At 72.7% G+C, this 21,798-nt stretch carries 16 protein-coding genes; 9 read left to right on the forward strand and 7 right to left on the reverse strand.

Annotated elements, in window-relative coordinates; all coding sequences use genetic code 11:
• Positions 1 to 34: 34 nt before the first annotated feature.
• Together OV090_RS00535 and OV090_RS00540 are read left to right on the forward strand one after the other, a co-directional pair.
• A complete protein-coding gene (locus OV090_RS00535; protein WP_267701462.1) occupies positions 35 to 1,321 on the forward strand; it encodes a VCBS repeat-containing protein in 1,287 nt (428 codons plus the stop codon).
• Positions 1,322 to 1,424: 103 nt separating this feature from the next.
• Positions 1,425 to 3,167 (forward strand): hypothetical protein, encoded by a 1,743-nt coding sequence (locus OV090_RS00540; RefSeq protein ID WP_267701463.1) that lies wholly within the window; start codon positions 1,425 to 1,427, stop codon positions 3,165 to 3,167.
• A gap of 333 nt (positions 3,168 to 3,500) precedes the next feature.
• Here OV090_RS00540 and OV090_RS00545 read toward each other — a convergent pair whose 3' ends face one another.
• The 4 genes from OV090_RS00545 to carA form a co-directional block, all read right to left on the reverse strand.
• On the reverse strand, positions 3,501 to 4,259 hold the full coding sequence (locus OV090_RS00545; RefSeq protein ID WP_267701464.1) for a hypothetical protein: 759 nt from the start codon (positions 4,257 to 4,259) through the stop codon (positions 3,501 to 3,503).
• Positions 4,260 to 4,601: 342 nt separating this feature from the next.
• On the reverse strand, positions 4,602 to 5,411 hold the full coding sequence (locus OV090_RS00550; protein ID WP_267701465.1) for a hypothetical protein: 810 nt from the start codon (positions 5,409 to 5,411) through the stop codon (positions 4,602 to 4,604).
• 683 nt (positions 5,412 to 6,094) lie between these two features.
• Positions 6,095 to 9,244, reverse strand: a complete 3,150-nt coding sequence (gene carB, locus OV090_RS00555) for a carbamoyl-phosphate synthase large subunit (protein WP_267701466.1) — start codon at positions 9,242 to 9,244, stop codon at positions 6,095 to 6,097.
• Position 9,245: 1 nt separating this feature from the next.
• Entirely contained in the window at positions 9,246 to 10,472 is a 1,227-nt protein-coding gene (carA, locus tag OV090_RS00560) for a glutamine-hydrolyzing carbamoyl-phosphate synthase small subunit (protein WP_267701467.1), read from the reverse strand.
• 323 nt (positions 10,473 to 10,795) lie between these two features.
• Between carA and OV090_RS00565 the strand changes: the two genes are divergently transcribed.
• On the forward strand, positions 10,796 to 11,920 hold the full coding sequence (locus OV090_RS00565; RefSeq protein ID WP_267701468.1) for a hypothetical protein: 1,125 nt from the start codon (positions 10,796 to 10,798) through the stop codon (positions 11,918 to 11,920).
• 55 nt (positions 11,921 to 11,975) lie between these two features.
• Here OV090_RS00565 and OV090_RS00570 read toward each other — a convergent pair whose 3' ends face one another.
• The 3 genes from OV090_RS00570 to OV090_RS00580 form a co-directional block, all read right to left on the reverse strand.
• Positions 11,976 to 12,320 carry a VOC family protein gene (locus OV090_RS00570; protein WP_267701469.1) on the reverse strand — a complete coding sequence of 115 codons (345 nt, stop codon included), beginning with the start codon at positions 12,318 to 12,320 and terminating at the stop codon, positions 11,976 to 11,978.
• An 83-nt stretch (positions 12,321 to 12,403) separates the two neighbouring features.
• On the reverse strand, positions 12,404 to 13,240 hold the full coding sequence (locus OV090_RS00575) for a class I SAM-dependent methyltransferase (RefSeq protein ID WP_267701470.1): 837 nt from the start codon (positions 13,238 to 13,240) through the stop codon (positions 12,404 to 12,406).
• Positions 13,237 to 13,965 (reverse strand): TetR/AcrR family transcriptional regulator, encoded by a 729-nt coding sequence (locus OV090_RS00580; RefSeq protein ID WP_267701471.1) that lies wholly within the window; start codon positions 13,963 to 13,965, stop codon positions 13,237 to 13,239. The genes OV090_RS00575 and OV090_RS00580 overlap by 4 nt, the downstream gene beginning before the upstream one ends.
• 373 nt (positions 13,966 to 14,338) lie before the next feature.
• Here OV090_RS00580 and OV090_RS00585 point away from each other — a divergent pair, with 373 nt between their 5' ends.
• The 6 genes from OV090_RS00585 to argH all read left to right on the forward strand — a co-directional run bounded on the left by OV090_RS00585 (position 14,339) and on the right by argH (position 21,793).
• On the forward strand, positions 14,339 to 15,343 hold the full coding sequence (locus tag OV090_RS00585) for an N-acetylornithine carbamoyltransferase (protein WP_267701472.1): 1,005 nt from the start codon (positions 14,339 to 14,341) through the stop codon (positions 15,341 to 15,343).
• A 44-nt stretch (positions 15,344 to 15,387) separates the two neighbouring features.
• Positions 15,388 to 16,617 (forward strand): argininosuccinate synthase, encoded by a 1,230-nt coding sequence (locus OV090_RS00590; RefSeq protein ID WP_267701473.1) that lies wholly within the window; start codon positions 15,388 to 15,390, stop codon positions 16,615 to 16,617.
• Positions 16,614 to 17,831 carry a M20/M25/M40 family metallo-hydrolase gene (locus tag OV090_RS00595; protein WP_267701474.1) on the forward strand — a complete coding sequence of 406 codons (1,218 nt, stop codon included), beginning with the start codon at positions 16,614 to 16,616 and terminating at the stop codon, positions 17,829 to 17,831. The genes OV090_RS00590 and OV090_RS00595 overlap by 4 nt, the downstream gene beginning before the upstream one ends.
• Positions 17,832 to 17,844: 13 nt before the next feature.
• A complete protein-coding gene (locus tag OV090_RS00600; RefSeq protein WP_267701475.1) occupies positions 17,845 to 19,173 on the forward strand; it encodes an acetylglutamate kinase in 1,329 nt (442 codons plus the stop codon).
• 220 nt (positions 19,174 to 19,393) lie between these two features.
• The gene (gene argC / locus OV090_RS00605) at positions 19,394 to 20,344 is read left to right on the forward strand and encodes an N-acetyl-gamma-glutamyl-phosphate reductase (protein ID WP_267701476.1); all 951 of its coding nucleotides are present in this window, start codon (positions 19,394 to 19,396) and stop codon (positions 20,342 to 20,344) included.
• Between the two features lie 153 nt (positions 20,345 to 20,497).
• A complete protein-coding gene (gene argH, locus OV090_RS00610) occupies positions 20,498 to 21,793 on the forward strand; it encodes an argininosuccinate lyase (RefSeq protein WP_267701477.1) in 1,296 nt (431 codons plus the stop codon).
• Positions 21,794 to 21,798: the final 5 nt, after the last annotated feature.

Consider the following 21,798-nt stretch of genomic DNA (forward strand, 5'->3'; position numbering starts at 1 on the left):
TGCCGCGACCGCGCCCCCGTGGCAGCGTTGTCCAATGAGGGCCCACCTGGCGTCCGCGCTGACGCTGCTCGTCGCCTGCACCGATCGTCCGCTCGGCGAGACCGACGGCGACAGCGACGGCGACGCCGGCAGCGCCGGGACCGAGGGCTTCACCAGCGCCGGCCCGGGCGGCGACCCCAGCCCCGGCAGCGACGGCACCGGCGGCCTCACCAGCCTCGACCCGACCGGCGATCCGACCGGCGATCCGACCGAAGATCCGACCGACGGCCTCGGCGGCGACGCCCTCAGCCCCGCGATCGAGCCCTACTCGCTCGAGGTCGCCGACTTCGACGGCGACGGCCACGACGACCTCCTCGTCATGGGCCTCGACGACGCCGAGCTGATCGCCGGCTGGGTCGCGCGGGGCCACGGCGACGGCACCTTCACCGCCGACCTCGCGCCCACCCTCAAGGGCGCCAGCGCCTACCCGGCGATCGGCCAGCTCGACGGCGACGCCGGCGTCGACGTCATGGTCGCGCAGTTCGCCGACGCCGCCCGGATCTTCCGCTGGCACGTCGCCGAGTTCGCCGCCTACAAGACGCTCACGAGCCCGCCCACCCCGCGCAACCACGTCGTCGCCGACCTCGATCTCGACGGCCGCAACGACGTAATCGCCCTCTGCCACGGGGCCCACAAGTTCGGCCTCACCGTCCACCGGGGCAGCGACGCCGCCGCCTGGACCACCACCACCACAGTCCTCGGCGCCGTCGCCGACTTCGCCCCCGCCGGCCTGCTCGTCGGCCAGTTCGACGGCGACGGCGTCCCCGACGCGCTCCTGTTCGAGGCCGACGCCCCGCGCGGCTTCCTCCGCGTGTTCGGCCGGCCGGGCGGCGAGTTCGTCGAGCCCGAGGTCCAGGTCGGCCACCTGCGCCCGTGGAGCGCCGCGCTCGGCGACCTCGACGAGGACGGCGCGCTCGACATCCTCGCCGCCGAGCACTTCCCCACGCGCCTGTCCCTTGCGACAGGTGACGGCGCCGGCGGCTTTACCCACGTCGGCGAGATCGACATCGACCCGCCTTTCGAGCCGCACGCCCTCGACATCGACGACCTCGACGGCGACGGCCACCTCGACGTCGTCGCAGTCGACGCCCTCAGCCCGATCCTGCTCTACTGGACCGGCCACGGCGACGGCGCCTTCGAGCCCCCCCAGGCCCTCCAGCTGCCCTCCGGCGCCGTGCGGGTCCACGCCGCCCGCCTCGATCCGGGCCCCGCCCTCGACCTCGCCGTCGCCACCTTCGACGCCGGCGCAGTCACCGTCCTCCTCAACCCCGTCGCCCCCTGAGCCTGATCCTCAGGCCATGTTCATCCGGACATGCGCGAAAGCGCATGTCCGAAAGAACACGCGACCAGACGCCGCTCGCACCGGCCCCACGTTCCACCCGCCCGTGTCCACGCGCCCACTCATCCTCGGCCTCGCGCTCCTCGGCGCCTGCGATCGACGCGACGCCGCCGACCTCGCGCACGCCACCGACACCCCGCCGATCGCAGTCCCGGGCGCACCCCAGCCCAACCCCGCCAACCCCGCCCCGGAGGCCGCGAACGCCAACGCGACCTCCTCCGCGCTCGATCCGAACAGCGGAGCCGCTCCCGCTCCCACGACCGCCGCCGCGCTCGCCCTCGAACCGACCGACGCACCTGCAACCGCGAGCTCGAGCGCCACGACCTCGTTCCCCGCCGCTCCGCCGACCCTCGCCAGCATCCCGCCCGATCGCCGCTGCGGCGAGGCCGGCGAGCAGCCCACCGAGCTCCCGCCCAACCTCGGCCGCGGCCGCGCCCCGATCGGCACCGGCACCCTGCGCCCGGGCGACAAGCGAAAGATCGGCAAGGCCGCGCTCCACTACGATCCGGACGCCTGGATCGGCACCCGCAAGGCCGGCCACCGCGGCGCCGCGCTGAGCATCGAGATCGATCGCGCCGAGGTCGGCCCGCACGACCCCTGGGGCGCGCACGAGGACCTGCACCCCGACCAGGAGCACCACACCTTCGTCGGCCCCTACCGCTTCGACCTCCGCACCGGCGCCGGCGATCCGCCCGCCAGCGTCGCGGTCACGGTCAGCCGCGAGGTCTGCCCGGCCGCGGCGGTCATGCCCCCCGCCGCCGCCTCGCGCTCCTTCTGGCTCAGCACCGAGGCCATCCGCACCTACACCTACGACCTCGCCGGCGAGCTCCTGCAGTTCAACCTCGAAGGTCGCGGCGACACCCCGCGCCTCGACATCACCGACCTCGGCTATCGCCACTGGCTCGCCCCGCGGCCGGGCGGCGAACATCGCTTCCGCGTCGGCCCTCACTTCGTCACCTTCGATCGCGTCACTCCTGGCCCCGGCACCCGCCATGCCGGCACCTGGCAGGCCGACGGCGACGCGCGCCTCCACGTGCGCGTGCGCATCGACCCCGCCGCCGATGCCCCGAAGCCCGCCCCGGTCGCCGCCGGCGATCCGTGCCTCGAGTCCTCCGCGCGCACCGCCGTCCCCGCCGCGCTTACCAAGCTCCCCGCGATCCAGCCCCCGCGCACCCTCGACGTCGGCAAGGAGCTCGCGCTCGGTCCGCTGACCTTCAAGTACATCACCCTCGAGATCCCCGCCCGCGGCCACGGCCCGTACCGCGAGGAGGCCGAGCAGGTCCCGCTGCTGCAGGTGTTCGGCGGCGCTCTCGGCGGCCAGTCCGTCTCCGACCCACGCATGTCGCCGCGGATCGTCCGGCTCGGCCACGAGCTCGTGCGCATCGAGACCGACGGCCACGGCGATCGCGTCCGCCTGCGTCGCGCCACAGTCACCTGTCCCCACGAGCACAAGCTGCCCGCCCCGCAGGCCCCCGCCTACGTCTGGCTCAGCGCCCTCGGCCGCACCGTCGTCACCTTCCCCGGCCGCGGCACCATCCCGCTGTCGATCCAGCTCTACACCGAGCTCTCGGGCCCTGGCCTGTCGGTGAACAGCGAGAACGCCCACCTCTCGCGCCAGCTCCGCCCGGACAGCGCCGGCGCCTACACCATCGACGACTACCTCGTCGAGATCGTCGACGTCGTCCCCGGCCCCGACACCACCCACGACGGCCAGCGCTGGCAATCGAACGGCCTGCTCCCCATCGTCAACGTCCAGCTCAAGGTCACCCCCCAGCCTGGCGGGCCATGACCTGGAGGACATGTCCAAAGTGACATGTCACGAAGGGCATACCGAGCGCCTACGTTGACTGTCTCTTCGACCAGACCCAAGCGGGCCGAAGTCCGCGACTCGCCTGTCCTTCAAGCCAGTTCATGGAGCCGCCGCTCGTGCCCGCTGACCGGCGTCGCGGTCCGCCTGTCCCTTCGACCAGCCTCGGGCGAGAGCCGTCCGCCACCCCCTGCGTCGCGGCGCGTCTGCCTCTTCGACCAGCCTCCGGCAACCGCGTGCGCCCGCGTTCAGCCGGTCGACGCTCGCTGTGGACATGTCCTTTCAGACAGGTCCTGAAGCCTCCAGCACCCGCGCTCAGCCGACCGACGCCTGCGGCGCCCCTGTCTCTTCGGCCAGCTCCTCGTCATCCTCCGCGCCTGGGCTGAGCGCGCGGAACGGCTGGCGGCGGCTCGATCCGGCCAGCGCATCGCGGTAGTGGGCCAGGTTCTTGACCAGCGAGCGCCAGCGGCGGAGGTCCTCCCGAAGGGCGGTGTCGCGTTCGACCAGGGCCAGCGCGCGCACCCAGCCGAGCACCGCCTGGCGCTCGCCGAACCACGACCCCACGTTCGCCCCGATCGCCAGGCCGACCACCATGATCACCGCCACCAGCAGCCCGCCGAGGAAGAACATCATGTCGACCGTGAAGCCTGGCGGGTGCGTCAGAAGCTCGACGCAGAGCGCCAGCAGGGCCGAGGCGCCGACCAGCGAACCGGCCAGGCGCAGGCGGTCGGTCGCGCGGGCGGCTCGCAGCTCGACCGCCGCCAACCGTTGCGAGCCCGCATAGCCGCGCAGCCACAGTCGAGACCGCCGCGGCCCCGTCGTCGCCGCCACCTCGACCTCGCCGCAGAAATCGCCGCGACGGACCTGCAGGCGCATCCCGGGCTGGTGCGCGCGTCCGCGCGACGGCGACGGCTCGGGCACCGACACCACCTCCGAGCGGGTCACCGCGTAGCCGGCCGCCACCGGGAAGAACGACGCCCAGAGCCCCTCCACGTGGCGTGCAGCCGCGTCCTCGGCCGTCGCTGGACACGCCACCGCCCACCCGAAGCCCTGACCGAGTCGCGCATCCATCATTCATCAGGCTACCTGCCCGATCCGGCCCCGTCCAGCGGCGGCCACGGCGCGAATTCGCCGGAGCCTGCGAGCATCCCTGTCACACCGCGTCGCCCACGAGCGGCCGCAGATCGATCTCCGCCCCCACATCGCCTCGCGCCGCATCCGCACCAACGGTCCGCCGCCTCGCATCAGCGGTCCGCCGCCTCGCACCAACAGCCCACCGCCTCACGATGACCGCCGCCTCCGCACCAGCGGTCGGCAATGCATACGCATCGGTCTCCGATTCCTCGCGCACGACGGCAGCTCGCTCACCGTTGCTGGGCTCGCCCGCGCCCCCGCGCCAGCGGCTCCACCTGCTCCTCAATTCCCTCCGCCGGCGCGTTCTCGCAGCAAGTTCGTCGACCGCTGGCGCAGCTCCGCCTCCGCCTCCGCGACTGCCGTGGCGAGCGCCGGAGGGGCCGCAGCCACCGTCGCGCGCCCGCGTCGGGTCGCCGTCGCCCACACCAGCGCCTCTGACAGATCTGCCAGCTCGAGCCCGGCCAGCCCCTCGCTCGGCGCCGACACCAGCGCCCGTCGCCACACCGCCGCGTGCTCCGCAAACACCTGTCTCGAAGACCATGTCGCCTCGTCCCCGGGCGTCACCACCACCGCCTCCCCGGAGTGGACCAGCAGCCGATACGTCAACGCCGCGAACACCACGTGCTCGAGCAGTCGGGCGTCCAGGCGCGGCTCTCCGAGGGCCAGCCCGGACTGCAGGCGCACCAGCATCCCCCCGCCGAACTCGTCGGTGATGTGGAACACCGCCACCTCCGGCGCCGACGCCAGCAGCGAGCGCACCGCCACGCGCAGCAACGCCGCCCGCGTCTCCGCGGCCACCTGCGCCCACGGAGACCCGGCCGGCGGCGCCACCAGCTCGAGCCCCGCGAGCCGCGGCGACGCGCCCACGCCCAGCCCCGCCGCCGCCGCCCGCCACGCCTGTCGATCCGTCTGCAGCACCGCCGGCGGAGTCGTCGTCAGCACCGCCACGCGCACGAACTCCGGCTGGCCCTCGCCGCCCTCGGCCGCCCCTCCGAGCCCGCGCGACAGATACAGCCCCAGCCGCTCCGGCTCGCTCAACGCGGCTCGCAACACCTCGGGATCGAGACTCTGGGGCGCCCGGCTGTCGTGCATCCTACGCCCCTACCACCGCCCCGCGCGAAAATACACATTCCTTCGAGAACGACCGCGGCAGCCCCGAAAGCCGGCGTCAGCCCCCAGCCCGGCAGCTCCTCCCTCCCTGTCCCTTCGGACATGGATCCCGGCCGACACACGCCCCTGTCCCGCCCGACATGGAGCTCGCCAGCCCTCGCCCACCTGTCCCTTCGGACATGGAGCCCCCGAGACCGCGCCCCCGTCCCCGATTCGCCGAACCGGGGGGGCGACAGACCGCATCCGTCGCTTCGCCCGCATGCCTGTCCCTTCGGACAGCGAGCCCGTGGACTATCCTGTCCCTTCGGACATAGAACCCGCCAGAGCGCCTGTCCCTCCGGACAGCGATCTCACAGGCTCCCCTGTCCCTTCGGACATGGAGCCCCCCAGAGCGCCTGTCCCTTCGGACAGCGATCTCACGAACCCGGGGCGGCCCCCTGTCCCTTCGGACAGGTAGCCCGCCAGGTCGCCTGTCCCTCCGGCCAGCGATCTCACCGGCGCCACCTGTCCCTTCGGACATAGAACCCGCCAGAGCGCCTGTCCCTCCGGACAGCGCTCTCACAGGCGCCCCCTGTCCCTTCGGACAGGGAGCCCGCCAGAGCGCCTGTCCCTCCGGCCAGCGCTCTCACCGGCGCCCCTGTCCCTTCGGACAGGGAGCCCCAGCCTCACCCCGCCACTTCGGCCAGCGCCCGCGGCGGCAGCGGTCCTTCGCGCAGCCGCTGGATCGCCCGCGCCCCTGCGGCCAGCCCCGCGATCGTCGTGTAGCAGGGGATCTTGCGCCCCGTCGCCGCTGCCCGCAGCCCCGCCGCACCTGTCCCCGAGGCCAGGGCGAGCGTCACTCCCTCGAGCTCCCCGTCCACGCGGCCGATCGGGTAGCCGAGGCCTGCCAGCGCCTCGGCAGTCGCCGCTCCGGCCAGCACCTCGAACCCGAGCAGCCGCAGGTGATCCGCCACTGCCACCAGCCCCGGCGCGTCCTCGTCCGCCACCTCGAGCGCCACGCGCCCCTGCAGCGGCAGCCGCACCCCCGCCCCGAGCTGCGCCTTCGCATAGGCCTCGGCGAAGCTCTCGCCGCTGCCCATCACCTCGCCCGTCGACTTCATCTCTGGCCCGAGGATCGGGTCCGCGCCCGGGAAGCGGCGGAACGGCAGCACCGCCTCCTTCACGCTCGCCATCGTCGGCAGCTTCTCCTCCGTCACTCCGAGCTCGCGCAGCGTCGCCCCGGCCATCACTCGCGCCGCCAGCTTCGCCAGCGGCCGGCCCGTCGCCTTCGCCACGAACGGCACGGTCCGGGCCGCGCGTGGGTTCACCTCGAGCACGTACACCTCGCCGCCGGCCACCGCGAACTGCACGTTCATCAGGCCGACCACCCCGAGCGCACGCGCCAGCGCCACCGTCTGGCGCCGGATCTCCGCCTGGATCGCCGGCGGCAGCGAGTACGGCGGCAGCGAGCACGCCGAGTCGCCCGAGTGCACCCCGGCTTGCTCGATGTGCTCCATCACCCCGCCGATCACCACGTCGGACCGATCGGACAGCGCGTCGACGTCGACCTCGATCGCGTCCCTGAGATAGCGGTCGAGCAGCACCGGCTGCTCCTCCGCCGCCGCGAACGCCTCCGCCAGGTAGCCCTCCAGCTCCGTCTGCGAGCGCGCGATCGCCATCGCCCGCCCGCCGAGCACGTACGACGGCCGCACCACCAGCGGGAACCCCAGGCCCTCCGCCTTGGCCAGCGCCTCCGGCATCGTCGTCGCGGTCGCGTTGTCGGGCTGCTTCAGCCCGAGCTCGTGCAGCAGCGCCTGGAAGCGGGCGCGATCCTCCGCCACGTCGATCGCGTCGGGCGACGTGCCGAGGATCGGCACCCCGGCCGCCTCGAGCCCCCGCGCCAGCTTCAGCGGCGTCTGCCCGCCGAGCTGCACGATCACCCCGCGCGGCTGTTCGACCGCGATCACCTCGAGCACGTCCTCGAGCGTCAGCGGCTCGAAGTACAGCCGGTCGGCAGTGTCGTAGTCGGTCGACACCGTCTCCGGGTTGCAGTTGACCATGATCGTCTCGACCCCCGCCTCGCGCAGCGCCAGCGCCGCGTGGACGCAGCAGTAGTCGAACTCGATGCCTTGACCGATCCGGTTCGGCCCTGCGCCGAGGATCATCACCTTCTCGCGCCTCGTCGGTCGCGCCTCGCACTGCTCCTCGTAGCTCGAGTACAGGTACGGCGTCTCCGACGCGAACTCGGCCGCGCACGTGTCGACGCGCAGGAACACCGGCCGGACCGCGAGCGCGTGCCGATGCTCGCGCACCGCCGTCTCCTTCACCTGCAGCAGCTGCGCGAGCCGCCGGTCGGCGAAGCCCATCCGCTTGAGCGCGCGCATCCTCCCCGCGTCGAGCTCCGCCAGCGAGCGGCCCGCGATCGCCTGCTCGACCTCGACCAGCTCCGCCAGCTGATCGATAAACCACGCGTCGATCCCGGTCAGGCTCTCCACCTGTCCCTTGGGCCAGCCACGCCGCAGCGCCTCCGCCACCGCGAACAGCCGCTCCGGCCCCGGCTCGGCCAGCGCCGCAGTCAAGCCTTGCTCGTCCAGCTCCGGCCCGCGCCGCTCGAGCCCCGCGGCCCCGATCTCGAGCCCGCGCAGCGCCTTCTGCAGCGCCTCCTGGAACGTGCGGCCGATCGCCATCACCTCGCCGACCGACTTCATCTGCGTGCCGAGGCGGGTCTGGGCGCCCTTGAACTTCTCGAACGCGAAGCGCGGGCACTTCACCACCACGTAGTCGATCGCCGGCTCGAACGACGCCGGCGTCACCCGCGTGATCTCGTTGCCGAGCTCGTCGAGCGTGTAGCCCACGGCCAGCCTCGCCGCGACCTTGGCGATCGGGAACCCGGTCGCCTTGCTGGCCAGCGCCGAGCTGCGAGACACCCGCGGGTTCATCTCGATCACCACCATCCGCCCGGTCCGCGGATCGATCGCAAACTGCACGTTCGAGCCGCCGGTCTCGACGCCGATCTCGCGGATCACCGCGAACGACGCCTCGCGCATGCGCTGGTACTCCTTGTCGGTCAGCGTCAGCGCCGGCGCCACCGTGATCGAGTCGCCGGTGTGGACGCCCATCGGGTCCACGTTCTCGATCGCGCACACGATCACGCAGTTGTCCGCGCGGTCGCGGACCACCTCCATCTCGAACTCTTTCCAGCCGAGCACCGATTGCTCGACCAGGATCTGGCCGATCGGGCTGGCCTCGATCCCGCGGGTGGCGATCGCCGCCAGCTCGGCCGCGTCGGCCGCGATCCCGCCGCCGGTCCCGCCGAGCGTGAACGACGGGCGCACGACCGCCGGGAAGCCGACCGTCTCGGCCGCCGCCAGCGCCTCGGGCACCGAGCGGCAGAACACCGCCTCCGGCATCTCGAGCCCGATCGAGCGCATCGCCTTGCTGAACAGCTCGCGGTCCTCGGCCTTCTCGATCGCCTCGACCTTCGCGCCGATCAGCTCGATCCCGAGCCGCTGCAGCACCCCGTGGCGGAACAGGTCGAGCGCGCAGTTCAGCGCCGTCTGGCCGCCCATCGTCGGCAGCAGCGCGTCGGGCCGCTCGCGCTCGAGGATCCGCGTCACCGTCTCCCACTCGACCGGCTCGATGTAGACCGCGTCGGCCGTCTCCGGGTCGGTCATGATCGTCGCCGGGTTCGAGTTGACCAGCACCACCCGGTAGCCCTCGGCGCGCAGCGCCTTGCAGGCCTGCACCCCCGAGTAGTCGAACTCGCACGCCTGACCGATCACGATCGGCCCCGCGCCGAGGATCAGGATCGACTTCAGATCTGTCCTTTTGGGCATCTCACACCCCCCTCGCGGCCCGGCCCGCGACCACCTCGCGGGCGAACCTGTCGAAAAGACCAGCCAGCTCGCGCGGCCCCGGCGACGCCTCCGGGTGGCCCTGGAACGAGAACACCGGCCGGCCGGCCAGCTCCACGCCTTGCAGCGACCCGTCGAACAGCGACACGTGCGTGGCCCGCAGCTCGGCCGGCAGCGTCGCCGGGTCGGCCGCGAACCCGTGGTTCTGGCTCGTGATCAGCACCTGCCCCGTCGCCAGCTCGCGGACCGGGTGGTTGGCCCCGTGGTGGCCGAACTTCATCTTGAACGTGCGGGCCCCGAGCGCCAGGCACAGCAGCTGGTGCCCGAGGCAGATCCCGAACACCGGCAGCCCCGACGCCACCAGCTCGCGGATCGCCGCCTGCTGGGCCTGCAGCGGCTCCGGGTCGCCGGGCCCGTTCGACAGGAAGATCCCGTCGGGCCGCAGCGCCAGCGCCTGGGCCGCCGTCGTCGCCGCCGGCACCACCGTCACCCGCAGCCCGCGGTCGACCAGCAGCCGCAGGATGTTGCGCTTGACCCCGTAGTCGAACGCGACCACGTGCCCCGCTGCCCCCGGGGACATGTCCTTGTGAACCTGCCCCTCAAGACCTGTCTTCTCCGACCTGCTCTCAGAGACATGTCCGTCCAGCCAGCGGACCGACCCCGCCGCCCAGCCGGCCGGCTCGGGCACGCTGACCGCCTCGGCCAGCGCCGCCCCCTGCAGCCCCGGGAACGCCCGCGCCGCCGCCACGCAGGCCGCCTCGTCGCGGGCCGCCTCGCCGGCCGCGATGCAGCCGGCCATCGCCCCGCGCTCGCGCAGCAGGTGCGTCAGCCGCCGCGTGTCGATGTCCGCCACCGCCACCACGCCCGCGCGACGCAGGTAAGCCCCCAGGTCCTCGCGTCCGCGCCACGACGCGAACATCCGCGGCGCGTCGCGGACCACCAGCCCGGCCACCTGCGGCCCGCGGCCTTCCTCGTCGTCCTGGTTGACCCCGACCACCCCGACGTGCGCCGCGGTCAGCGTCACGATCTGCTGGTGATAGCTCGGGTCGGTGACGACCTCCTGGTATCCGGTCATCGCCGTGTTGAACACCACCTCGCCGCACGTCCGCCCCTCGGCCGCGAGCGCACGGCCGCGGAACAGGGTCCCGTCGGCCAGCGCCAAGAGGCCTGGGATGCTCGGTGGGTCGATCCTCGACAAAGCTGCAGCCATGGGCCTCCGCGTCGGGGACGCTAGCTAGCGCGTTCCCGCCCGGAGGGGAAGCGCCCGCGAACTCCGCGACGTCTCGCCGGGGCGGCCGCTCCGCCGCCGCGCCACCTGTCCCAAGGGGCAGCACCTCGCTCCGCCCCCGAGGGTCGTGCCGTCGCGACCCGTCACCCTGCGGGTCGCCCCGCACGCCGCCGGGGGACACCGACCACGCAGATCCAGAAGAACCTCCGCGAGCCCAGCGAGACCCCGCTGCGGCGCGAATCGAAGGAGGAGCGCCGCCGCGCGCGCTTGCGCGCATCCGCCGGCGGGTGCTAGCGTCGGTCATCGTGCCCACCCGCACCCGGTCCACGCGCAAGGCCGGCGCCGCCCGGACCGCCGCCGCCGGCAAGTCGCGCCGGGCCCCTACCCCGAATCGACCTGTCGCGGCCGCCGCGCCCGCCCGCGAGCGAAAGACTGCCTCCACCTCGACCCGGCGAGCCTCACCCGCCCCGAGTGTCCAGCCGCGCCCGCCTCGCAACGACCCCGCCGCCCGCCTCGCCGCCCTCCGCGCCGTCGCCCGCCAGCACGGCGGCAAATGCCTCGCCGCGGCCTATCCCGGCTACCAGGGCCGCGCCGACTACGAATGCAAGCGAGGTCACCGCTGGAACACCACCTCCGCCATCATCCTCGGCGGCCACTGGTGCCCCACCTGCCGCTATCGCACCCCCGACAAGCTGGAGAAGATCCGGGCGATCGCCCGCGACAGGGGCGGCCGCTGCCTCTCCGGCGAATATCCCCCGCTCGGCCAGAAGATGCGCTTCCGCTGCGAGCGCGGCCACGAATGGGACGCCGAGGCCAGGAAGATCCGCGAGGGCCACTGGTGCGGCCGTTGCCGGCGCACGCTCGCCGACATGGACGCCCTCGTCGCCGGCTGGGGCGGTCGCTGCGTCTCCCCCAAAACCGTCGACTTCGACGGCCCCCTGCGCTGGGAGTGCGCCCGCGGCCACTGCTTCAGCTCGCGCGCTCGCAACATTCGCCTCGGCCGGTGGTGCAAGGAGTGTCGCCGCGAGGACGGCTGGATCGCCGCCGTCCGCGAGATCGCCGCCCGCCGCGGCGGCGCCCTGCTCACCGAGCGCAACCTGCAATCGCGCAAGAAGCTGCGCTGGCGCTGCGCCGCGGGCCACGAGTGGCTCAGCACCAGCGGCAACATCCTCAACGATCGCTGGTGCCCGCAATGCGCCGACACCCGCCTCGGCATCGCCGAGATGCGGCGCATGGCCGCCGCCAACCGCGGCAAGTGCATCTCGAAAAAATACGTCGACCGCAACACCCACTTGCAGTGGGAGTGCGACAAGGGCCACCGCTGGTGGGCCCGCCCGAGCGCCGTCCGCTATCAACACACCTGGTGCCCCGATTGCGCCCACGAGGCCCGGCGCGCCAACCTCAAGGCCTTGGCCAAGGACCGCCGCTGAAGCGGCCGGGGAGCCCTCTCGGCTGCGGCGGCCGAGAACCGTGCACGCACACCCGTCAGCGCTGCACCACGCAGAAGCGATTCCCGTCCGGGTCGCACAGCACCACGTAATCCGCGCCCGCTTCATAATCCCAGCCCTCCACGCGCCGAGCCCCGAGCGCCAGCAGGCGCTCGACCTCCGCCGCCTGATCGTCCGCATAAAGGTCGAGGTGATGCCGCCGAGCGTGCCCCGACTGCACCCGCTTCAGCGACATCCGCGGCCCGACCCCGTCGATCGGCGCCAACGCGGCCCAGCCCTCCGCCGCCGGGTAGCGCAGCTCCAGGCGCAGCGCCGCCGTCCAGAACTCGACCGCCCGCGCCACGTCGGTGACCCCCCAAACGACGGAACCGATCTTCAGCATGTCCCGGGCATGGCGCACCTGCGCGCCCCCGGCGACCCCGTGCCAGGTGAGCCAGCTCTCGGCCCCTCCGTGCCCCTCTCGCCTCAGAACCGATACCGCAACAGCCGGCTGATCCGCCCCAGCGCCGGGATCAGCGCGAACAGCTTCACCGCCACCCGCGCCGCCCACGACAATCGTGCCACTTGCCGCGGATCGTACCCCCGCGGATCGTACGCATGATAATCCGTCACCAAGCGCAACTGCGAAAATTCACGCTCGAGCGAATGCGGGTCTTCGATCGTCCAGTGCATCGACGCCCCCGTCGCCTTGACCGCCTGGTGGCGCAGGATCATCCGCGCCCCGCGCTTGCTGAACCCGTCGAACGCCAGCTCCCCGCCCACTTCATTAAAGCGCCCGAGCACCCGCCCGATGAGCCGCGGCGCCTCTTCCACCCCCACGTACATCATCAATCCCTCCGCCAGGATCAGCGTCGGCCGGTCCGCCGGCAGCGCCTCGATCCACCCCGGCGCCGTCACCGACGTCGGAATCATCGTATACCCTTTCCTCGGGGGAAACAGCCGCTCCCGCAGCGCGATCACCTCCGGATAATCGACATCGAACCAGCGCACCTCCGGCCCCGGGTCGACGCGGAACACCCGGCTGTCGAGCCCGCACCCCATGTGAATCACCGTCGCCTGCGGGTGCCCTCGCAAGAACTCGCGCGTCCACCCGTCGAAGATGTGCGCGCGCATCGACACCCCGATCATCAGGTTGCGGTCGACCTTCAATTTTGAAAAATCGTAGTCGATGCGCTCCACCGCCCTGGCCGCCCATTCGTCGTGCAGCAGCGAATCCGGCAGCCGGCTCTCGCCTGCCTTCGCCAGCAGCGTGATGAGCAGCGTCTCCTTCTCCGCAGTCAGTGTCACTTTCTCCGCGCTCATTTCGCTCTCTCCTCCGAGATCACCGCCGTCACAGTGTCCGTCTCGAGGAAGCAAATGCTCCCCGCCGGCACTCCCAGGATCCGTTCGACCGCCAGCCCGTGGAACCGCAGCCGGGCCTCGAGCGCCTGGATCGCCGCCGCCGCGTCCTCGGTGCCCGCCGCAGCCAGCGCCCGACCCATCGCCGCCTGAATGGTAGTACCGAGCTGCAGCACGATCTCCGCCGCCGCCTGCGGATCCGGCACATCGAAGACCCCTTCTTGTCGCCCCTGCTCGAGGATCCGCGCCAGCACCGGCGCGATCACCGGATTGACCGCCGCGTGGATCCGCAGGTACAGCAGCGTGTTCTCCGGCCGGAACAGCGAATCGTAGGTCGCCCGCAGCGCCGGCGCCTCCGCCACCTTGATCTCGCGGGCCCGGGCGAAGAACGCGTTGAGCCGCGCGAGCGCCCCCAAGCCCGGCGCCGCCAGCACGTCGTCGAATCGGGCCACCGTCGCCTGCGCAGTGCGGGCCGACAATGCCTCGAGCAGCGCCTCCTTCGATTCGAAGTGGTGATAAAATCCGCCCTTCGACACCCCCGCCCGCGCGATGATGTCGTTCATCGTCGTGCGCTCGTAACCGCGCTCGAAGAACAGCGCCTGCGCGCAATCGAGCAGTTCCCCCCGCCGAACCTCCGCAGTTTTGATAATGCGCGCCATGAATTCCGACCGACCGTCGGTCGGTAGCATGACCGACCGCGGGTCGGTCGTCCAGATCTCCCGAAGGCAGACATCAGAGCGCGCGAAAATGCCCTTCGCCGCTCGGGCCCGGCACGCAGGAACCATTGTTCCGCGCGCCCATCGAGACCTCGAGCCCGCACGATCCGCCGCCGCGACCTCCAGCATGTCCTTTCAGACATGTCCCAACAACCCTGCCCCGAACCACCATCACCCTCCTCCGTGCCGCCCTCGGGAGCAGCGAGCGCCCCGCCGGCCCGGCGAGCGCGACGCCGCCGGGGTTCCACCAACGCGAGAGGAAGTTCACAATCGCTCGCCCTCTCGCGCCGCGCGTCGGCCCCCGCGCCTATTTGGCCCACCGCCCCCCTGTGCTAGAGGAGCGCGCGTGCGCCACTTCCTCTCGACCCTCGACTACAGCCGCGCCGAGATCGAAGCCCTCCTCGCCGCAGCGCGCGCCTTCAAGGCCGGGCCGCACGCGCAGACCTTGGCCGGCAAGTCGATCGCCCTGGTCTTCTTCAACCCCTCGCTGCGCACCCGCACCAGCTTCGAGCTCGGGATGCACCAGCTCGGCGGCAAGGCCATCGTGCTCGAGCCTGGCAAGGGCGCCTGGCCGATCGAGTTCGACGACGGCGTGATCATGGACGGCGAGCCCGAGGAGCACGTCCGCGAGGTCGCGCGGGTGCTCTCGCGCTACGTCGACGCCATCGCGGTGCGCGCCTTCCCCAAGTTCCAGCGCTGGGAGGTCGACCGCGAGGACCGCGTCATCCAGTCGTTCGCGCGCCACGCCACCGTGCCCGTGATCAACATGGAGACGATCACGCACCCGTGTCAGGAGCTGGCGCTCGCGCTCACGCTGAAGGAGAAGCTCGGCGACCTCGCGGGCAAGAAGATGTGCCTGACGTGGACGTACCACCCCAAGCCGCTCAACACCGCGGTCGCCAACTCGGCGCTGATCATCGCCGCCAAGCTCGGCATGGACGTCACCCTCCTCTGCCCCACGCCCGAGTACGTGCTCGACAAGCGCTACATGGACGCCGCCGCCGAGTACACCAGGGCCGCCGGCAGCACCCTCACGGTCACCCACGACATCGAGCAGGGCTACCGCGGCGCCGACATCGTCTACGCCAAGAGCTGGGGCGCGCTGCCCTACTTCGGCCGCTGGGACGAGGAGAAGCCGATCCGCGAGGCCAGCCGTCGCTTCATGGTCGACGCCGCCAAGATGGACCTGACCCCGAACGGCCTGTTTAGCCACTGCCTCCCGGTCCGCCGCAACGTCAAGGTCACCGACGAGATCCTCGACTCGCCGCGCGCGATCCACATCGACGAGGCCGAGAACCGCCTGCACGTCCAGAAGGCCGTGATGGACGCCCTGCTGCGCGGCGCCCTGTGAATTCCGCGACTCCGCTCGCCCGCTCTCCAATAGCCCCCAAAGCCATGTCCCAAAGTACAGCTTCGAACAAGAAGGTCGTGCTCGCCTTCTCCGGCGGCCTCGACACCAGCTTCTGCGTGCCTTACCTGCGGGAGCGCGGCTACGACGTCGTCACCCTGTTCGTCGACACCGGCGGGGTCGACGACGCCGAGCGGGCCTACATCGAGCAGCGCGCGCGCGACCTCGGGGCCGTCGAGCACGTGACCGAGAGCGGCGCCCAGCCGATCTGGGACGACGTCGTCGTCCCGCTGGTCATCGGCGGCCAGCTCTACCAGGACGTCTACCCGCTGCTCGTCAGCGACCGCTACATCATCGTCGAGCGCGCCCTGGCGCTGTGCGACGCCCGCGGCACCCGCGTGTTCGCCCACGGCTGCACCGGCATGGGCAACGACCAGGTCCGCTTCGACCAGACGGTGCGCTCGCTCGGCGACTACGACATCGTCGCGCCGATCCGCGACATCCAGCACGAGCACCACGCGGTGCGCGCCTACGAGGCCGAGTACCTGCAGAAGCTCGGCCACCACGTGCGGCCGAAGACCGCCAAGTACAGCATCAACGTCAACCTGCTCGGCGTCACCGCCTCGGGCTCGGAGATCGACGAGTTCCAGGCCCCCGGCCCCGAGACCTGGCAGATGTGCGCGCGCCCGGAGAGCTGGCCGAAGCAGCCCGCGCGCATCGACATCGAGTTCGAGCGCGGCGTCGCGATCAAGCTCGACGGCGAGGCCATGCCGGGCCCCGAGATCCTGCGCCGCCTCAACGAGCGCCTCGGCGCCTACGGCGTCGGCCGCAACATCTACACCGGCGACACCACGATCGGCCTCAAGGGCCGGATCGTGTTCGAGTGCCCCGGCATCACCGGCCTGATGACGGCCCACCGCGCGCTCGAGGAGGCGATCCTCACCGCCAACCAGAACGGCTTCAAGCCGCTGGTCGCCAAGAAGTGGGTCGAGCTGGTCTACCGCGGCTTCTTCTTCGAGCCGCTCAAGGACGACCTCGAGGCGTTCCTGCGCTCGTCGCAGACCTTCGTCAACGGCACCGTCACCCTCGAGACCGCCGGCGGCCTCGTCACCCCGGTGGCCGTCCGCTCCGAGCACATCCTGCGCAACAAGGGCGCCGTCTACGCCCAGTCGGCCGACTGGGACGCCCGCGAGGCCGAGGGCTTCATCAAGCTGCTCGGCATGAGCTCGACCCTGTCCGCGCGCGTCAACCCGCGCCGGCGCCCCGGGCAGCGATGACCGAGGTCACCCTCCGGCGCACCCTCGAGCACCTGGGGCGCCTGGTCGCGTTCGACACCCGCAACCCGCCGCGGGCGATCGCCGGCGACGCCGGCCTGTTCGCCTACCTCCGGGACATGCTCCAAGGGTCAGGTCTGACCTGCGACACAGTCGACCTCGGCGACGGCTGCGTCTACCTGCTCGCCGTCCGCGGCGCCCCGCAGGTGCTGTTCAACGTCCACGTCGACACCGTCCCGGCCGACCCCGGCTGGACCGCCGACCCGCACGTCCTGCGCGTCGCGGACGGCCGCGCGAGCGGCCTCGGCGCCTGCGACATCAAGGGCGCCGCCGCCTGCCTGCTCAGCGTGCTCGAGACCACCACCGGCCCCGCCGCGGTGCTGTTCTCGTCCGACGAGGAGGCCGGCAGCAGCCGCTGCATCCGCGAGTTCCTGGCCCGCTCCGACCTGTCCCCACGGACATCTGACCTGTCCTCCGAGACATCCGGCGCCGCCTTCTCCGACCTGTCCACGCGGACATCCGACCTGTCCCCGCGGACATCCGCGCCGCGGCACCCGACCTTCCGCAGCGTCGTCGTCGGCGAGCCGACCCGCTGCCGCGCCGTCCTGGAGCACCGCGGGATCGGCACCGCCACCGCGGCCTTCTCCGGCACCGGCGGCCACGCCTCCGCGGCCCGGGCCCTGCGCGACAGCGCCGTCCACGAGGCTGTCCGTTGGGCCAGCCTCGCCCTCGCCCGCGCGAGCGAGAGCGAGGCCGCCGGGTCCGCCGGCCCGCTCCGCGGCCTGCGCCTCAACCTCGGCGCGGTCGAGGGCGGCCTCAAGGCCAACATGATCGCCAGCGCCGCCACCGTGCGCTTCGGCGTGCGGCCGCCGCCCGAGCTGCCGCCCGCGGCCGCCCTGGCCGAGCTGTTCGCGCTCGCGCCCGACCCCGAGCGCGTGCGCTTCACGCCCGGCTTCCTCGCCCCGCCGCTGCCCGCCGGCGGCCCGACGCGCCTCGCCGACGCCCGCGCGGCCGCGGCCGCCCTGGCCCAGCGCCTCGGCCTCCCGCCCGGCGACCCGGTCGACTTCTGGACCGAGGCCGCCCTGTTCTCCGCCGCCGGCTGCGACGTCCTGGTCTACGGGCCAGGTTCGATCGAACAGGCGCACACCGCGGGCGAGTACGTCCCGCTGGCCGACCTCGTCGAGGCGGCGACCCGCTACCGCGCGATCCTGTCCTGAAGATCCAACGACCATGCCCAACCCCCGCGAGCTGATCGTCAAGCTCCTGCGCAACCTCGGCGGCCGCAAGGAGGTCGAGCAGTACCTCAAGCAGTTCTCGAGCGTCGAGCACAAGCGCTTCGCCGTCATCAAGGTCGGCGGCGGCCTGCTCGCCGACGACCTCGAGAGCCTCGCCTCCTCGCTCAACTTCCTCCACCAGGTCGGCCTCCACCCGGTCGTCGTCCACGGCGTCGGGCCGCAGCTGCAGGCCGCCTTCGGGGCCGCCGGCATCGACCCGACCGACTGGGCCCAGCGCACCTCGCCGCGGGCGCTCGAGCAGGTGCGCCGGGTGTTCCGCGCCGAGAACCTGCGGCTCGTCGACATGCTCGAGGAGATGGGCGCACGCGGCCGGCCGGTGGTCGGCGGCGTGTTCGCGGCCGAGCTCGACGACGACGATCGCGGCAAGGAGCAGCGGGCCCGGATCGTCCGCGTCGACACCGACGCCATCGACTCGAGCCTCAAGGCCGGCTCGATGCCGGTGCTCGCCAGCATCGGCGAGACCGCCGGCGGCCAGATCCTCGACCTCGGCCCCGACCTCGCCGCGCACGCCCTCGCGGTGCGCCTGCAGCCGTACAAGATCGTCCTCCTGCGCGCCAAGGGCGGCCTGCGCGACGAGTACGGCGACCTGATCTCGGCCGTCAACCTGGCCGAGGACTACGAGCCGCTGCTCGCCGAGCCGTGGATGACCGCCAGCACCCGCCACAAGCTCGAGCTGATCCACGACCTCCTCGGCAAGCTCCCGCGCGCCTCCTCGGTCTCGATCACCTCGCCTGACCTCCTGGCCATGGAGCTCTTCACCCACAAGGGCTCGGGCACCCTCGTGCGCCGCGGCGAGCGCATCATCCTCCACGAGTCGCTGCAGAGCGTCGACCTGCCGCGCCTCGCCGGCCTCCTGGCCGCCGCGTTCGGCCGCCCGCCGGTGGCCGACTACTTCACCCGCAAGCCGTTCCGCCGGATCTACCTCGCCGACAGCTACCGCGCCGCCGCGATCCTCACCGACGAGGGCCCGATCCCGTACCTCGACAAGTTCGCGGTCACCGGCGAGGCCCAGGGCGAGGGCATCGGCGGCTCCTTGTGGCTGCGCATGACCCGGGAGACGCCCAAGCTGTTCTGGCGCGCCCGCGTCGACAACCCGATCAACCCCTGGTACTTCCAGCGCGCCGACGGCAGCTACACCGGCGGCGCCTGGACCGTGTTCTGGACCGGCGTCACCGACTTCCCGACCATCCAGGAGTGCGTCGGGCGGGCCCTCGCCGCCCCGCCGACCCTCGAGGCCGCGCACACGATCGGAGACGCCGCGTGATCGCGCAACCTCTCATCCTGGCCCCGGGAACATGCTCGATCGAGCAGGTCCCGAGCACCATGCTCTTGGCGCCATGCCCCATGGGACATGGCGTGCTCCAGCTCGTCGACGCCTCCTGGACCGCGACCCGCCGCCCGCCGCTCGCCTCCGGCCCGCTCGGGGCGTCCCGCCGGCCGCTCGCCGCCCGCCCCTTCGCGGCCCTCACCCACGGAGGCGCGCCATGAGCTTCACCCTCGGCCTCGTCGGCGCCCGCGGCCACGTCGGCGGTGAGCTCGCGCGCCTGCTCGCCGGCCACGACGGCCTCCGCCTGGCCCGCGCCGCCTCGCGCCAGGGCGTCGGCGAGCCGCTCTCGGCTCACCTCGCGCACGCGCCCGCCGACCTTGTCCTCGAGGACATGTCCCCCGAGACAGTCGCCTCCTGGCCGGTCGACGCCGTCGTGCTCGCCCTGCCCAACGGCCTCGCCGCCGCCTACGCCGACGCTTTGGCCGCCGACCCGCGCGCCCCCGTCCTCGTCGACCTCTCGGCCGACTTCCGCTTCGACCCGGCGTGGGCCTACGGCCTGCCCGAGCGCCACCGGGCCTGGATCCGCGGCGCCCGCAAGATCGCCAACCCCGGCTGCTACGCCACTGGCATCCAGCTCGGCATCGCCCCGCTGCTGGAGCTGCTCGCCGGCCCGCCGCAGGCCTTCGGCGTGTCCGGCTACAGCGGCGCCGGCACCACCCCCTCGCCGCGCAACGACCCCGAGCGCCTGCGCGACAACCTCATGCCGTACGCCCTCACCGGCCACCTGCACGAGCGCGAGGCCAGCCACCACCTCGGCCACGCGGTCCGCTTCGTCCCGCACGTCGCCCCGTTCTTCCGCGGCATCACCCTCACGATCACCCTCCCGCTCGCGCGCCCGATGGAGCGCGACGCCCTGGTCCGCCGCTACCGCGACGTCTACGCCGACGAGCCGCTCGTGCGCGTCACGGACGACATCCCCGAGGTCCGCGCCGCCGCCGGCCGCCACGACGTCACCATCGGCGGCTTCCAGGTCGACGACCGCCACGCAGTCGTCGTCGTCACCCTCGACAACCTGCTCAAGGGCGCCGCCTCGCAGGCATTGCAGAACCTGAACCTCGCCCTCGGCCTGCCCGAGCGCCAGGGCCTGCCGCAGGACCCGACCCCCTGACCTGCCCGCGCGTCCCGCATCGCATGTCCCGAAGGCCAGGATCCCCGCCGCCCCAGGGCTCCTGACCCCAAGGCCAGCAACCACCGCTCCCCCGTCGCGCCTGCCCCGAAGGCCAGGAACCAGCGACCGCTCACCAGCCGCCAGGAGAACCGCATGAGCACCCGACCGCTATGGGACAAGGGCCAGGCCGCGCTCGACGCCGCCGCCCAGGAGTTCTGCGCCGGCGACGACGTCGTCCTCGATCGCCAGCTCATCCTCCACGACATCCGCGCCTCGATCGCCCACGTCCACGGCCTCCAGCGCATCGACGTCCTCGCCGCCGCCGAGGCCGAGGCGCTGGTGGAGGGCCTGGGCGCGCTCGCCGAGGCCGTGCGGGCCGGCAGCTTCGTGCTCGACGAACGCTTCGAGGACTGTCACTCCGCGATCGAGTGGTACCTGAGCGAGCGGCTCGGCGACGTCGGCCGCAAGGTCCACACCGGCCGCAGCCGCAACGACCAGATCCTCGTCGCCATGCGCCTGTGGCTCAAGGACGCCCTCGCCAACCTGCGGTCCCGCTGCCTCGACTGCGCCGACGCCTGCCTGCAGCGCGCCGAGACGACCCAGGACGTCGCTCTGCCCGGCTACACGCACCTGCAGCGGGCTGTCCCCTCGTCGCTCGCCGCCCTGCTCGCCGGCCACGCCGAGGCCTTCCTCGACGACGCCGAGACCGCCCGCGCCACCGCGAGCACCCTCGACTCGAGCCCGCTCGGCACCGCGGCCGGCTACGGCGTCAACCTCCCGCTCGACCGCGACGGCGTGGCCCTGGAGCTCGGCTTCTCGCGCGTGCAGGTCTCGCCGATCTACGCCCAGAACAGCCGCGGCAAGCTCGAGCTGCTGGCAGTCCAGGCGCTGCACCAGGCCCTGCTCGACGTCCGCCGCCTCGCCTGGGACCTGTCGCTGTACTCGACCGCCGAGTTCGCGTTCGTGCGCCTGCCCGACGCCTACACCACCGGCTCGTCGATCATGCCCAACAAGCGCAACCCCGACGTCGTCGAGCTGCTGCGCGCAGTCCCGTCGGTCACCGAGGGCGCGATGTCCGAGCTGTCCTCCCTGCTGTCGCTGCCGAGCGGCTACCACCGCGACCTCCAGGCCACGAAGGCCCCCGTCCTGCGCGCGTTCACCCGCGGCCTCGCCGGCCTCGCCCTCGTCCCCGCGCTCGTCCACACGCTCGAGCTCGACGCCCCCCGCATGGCCGCCGCCATCGACCCCGAGCTGTACGCCACCGACCGCGCGGTCGAGCTCGCCCGCGCCGGCGTGCCGTTCCGCGACGCCTACCGCCAGGCCGCCGCCGAGATGCATGACCTGAAGGACCGGTCTCCGGCGGCCAGCCTCGCGGCCCGCGTCAGCCTCGGCGGCCCCGGCAACCTCGGCCTCGACCGCCTGCGCGCCCGCCTCGACGCCCTCCGCTGAGCCGT

It is taken from the genome of Nannocystis sp. RBIL2, assembly GCF_026626745.1.
Taxonomy (GTDB): Bacteria; Myxococcota_A; Polyangia; order Nannocystales; family Nannocystaceae; genus Nannocystis.

Excerpts from the sequence above, each read along its gene's own strand:
- OV090_RS00535 (WP_267701462.1), top strand. The coding sequence starts at position 35 with ATGAGGGCCCACCTGGCGTCCGCGCTGACGCTGCTCGTCGCCTGCACC.
- OV090_RS00545 (WP_267701464.1), bottom strand. The coding sequence starts at position 4,259 with ATGATGGATGCGCGACTCGGTCAGGGCTTCGGGTGGGCGGTGGCGTGT.
- OV090_RS00550 (WP_267701465.1), bottom strand. The coding sequence starts at position 5,411 with ATGCACGACAGCCGGGCGCCCCAGAGTCTCGATCCCGAGGTGTTGCGA.
- carB (WP_267701466.1), bottom strand. The coding sequence starts at position 9,244 with ATGCCCAAAAGGACAGATCTGAAGTCGATCCTGATCCTCGGCGCGGGG.
- carA (WP_267701467.1), bottom strand. The coding sequence starts at position 10,472 with ATGGCTGCAGCTTTGTCGAGGATCGACCCACCGAGCATCCCAGGCCTC.
- OV090_RS00570 (WP_267701469.1), bottom strand. The coding sequence starts at position 12,320 with ATGCTGAAGATCGGTTCCGTCGTTTGGGGGGTCACCGACGTGGCGCGG.
- OV090_RS00575 (WP_267701470.1), bottom strand. The coding sequence starts at position 13,240 with ATGAGCGCGGAGAAAGTGACACTGACTGCGGAGAAGGAGACGCTGCTC.
- OV090_RS00580 (WP_267701471.1), bottom strand. The coding sequence starts at position 13,965 with ATGCTACCGACCGACGGTCGGTCGGAATTCATGGCGCGCATTATCAAA.
- OV090_RS00590 (WP_267701473.1), top strand. The coding sequence starts at position 15,388 with ATGTCCCAAAGTACAGCTTCGAACAAGAAGGTCGTGCTCGCCTTCTCC.
- OV090_RS00595 (WP_267701474.1), top strand. The coding sequence starts at position 16,614 with ATGACCGAGGTCACCCTCCGGCGCACCCTCGAGCACCTGGGGCGCCTG.
- OV090_RS00600 (WP_267701475.1), top strand. The coding sequence starts at position 17,845 with ATGCCCAACCCCCGCGAGCTGATCGTCAAGCTCCTGCGCAACCTCGGC.
- argC (WP_267701476.1), top strand. The coding sequence starts at position 19,394 with ATGAGCTTCACCCTCGGCCTCGTCGGCGCCCGCGGCCACGTCGGCGGT.
- argH (WP_267701477.1), top strand. The coding sequence starts at position 20,498 with ATGAGCACCCGACCGCTATGGGACAAGGGCCAGGCCGCGCTCGACGCC.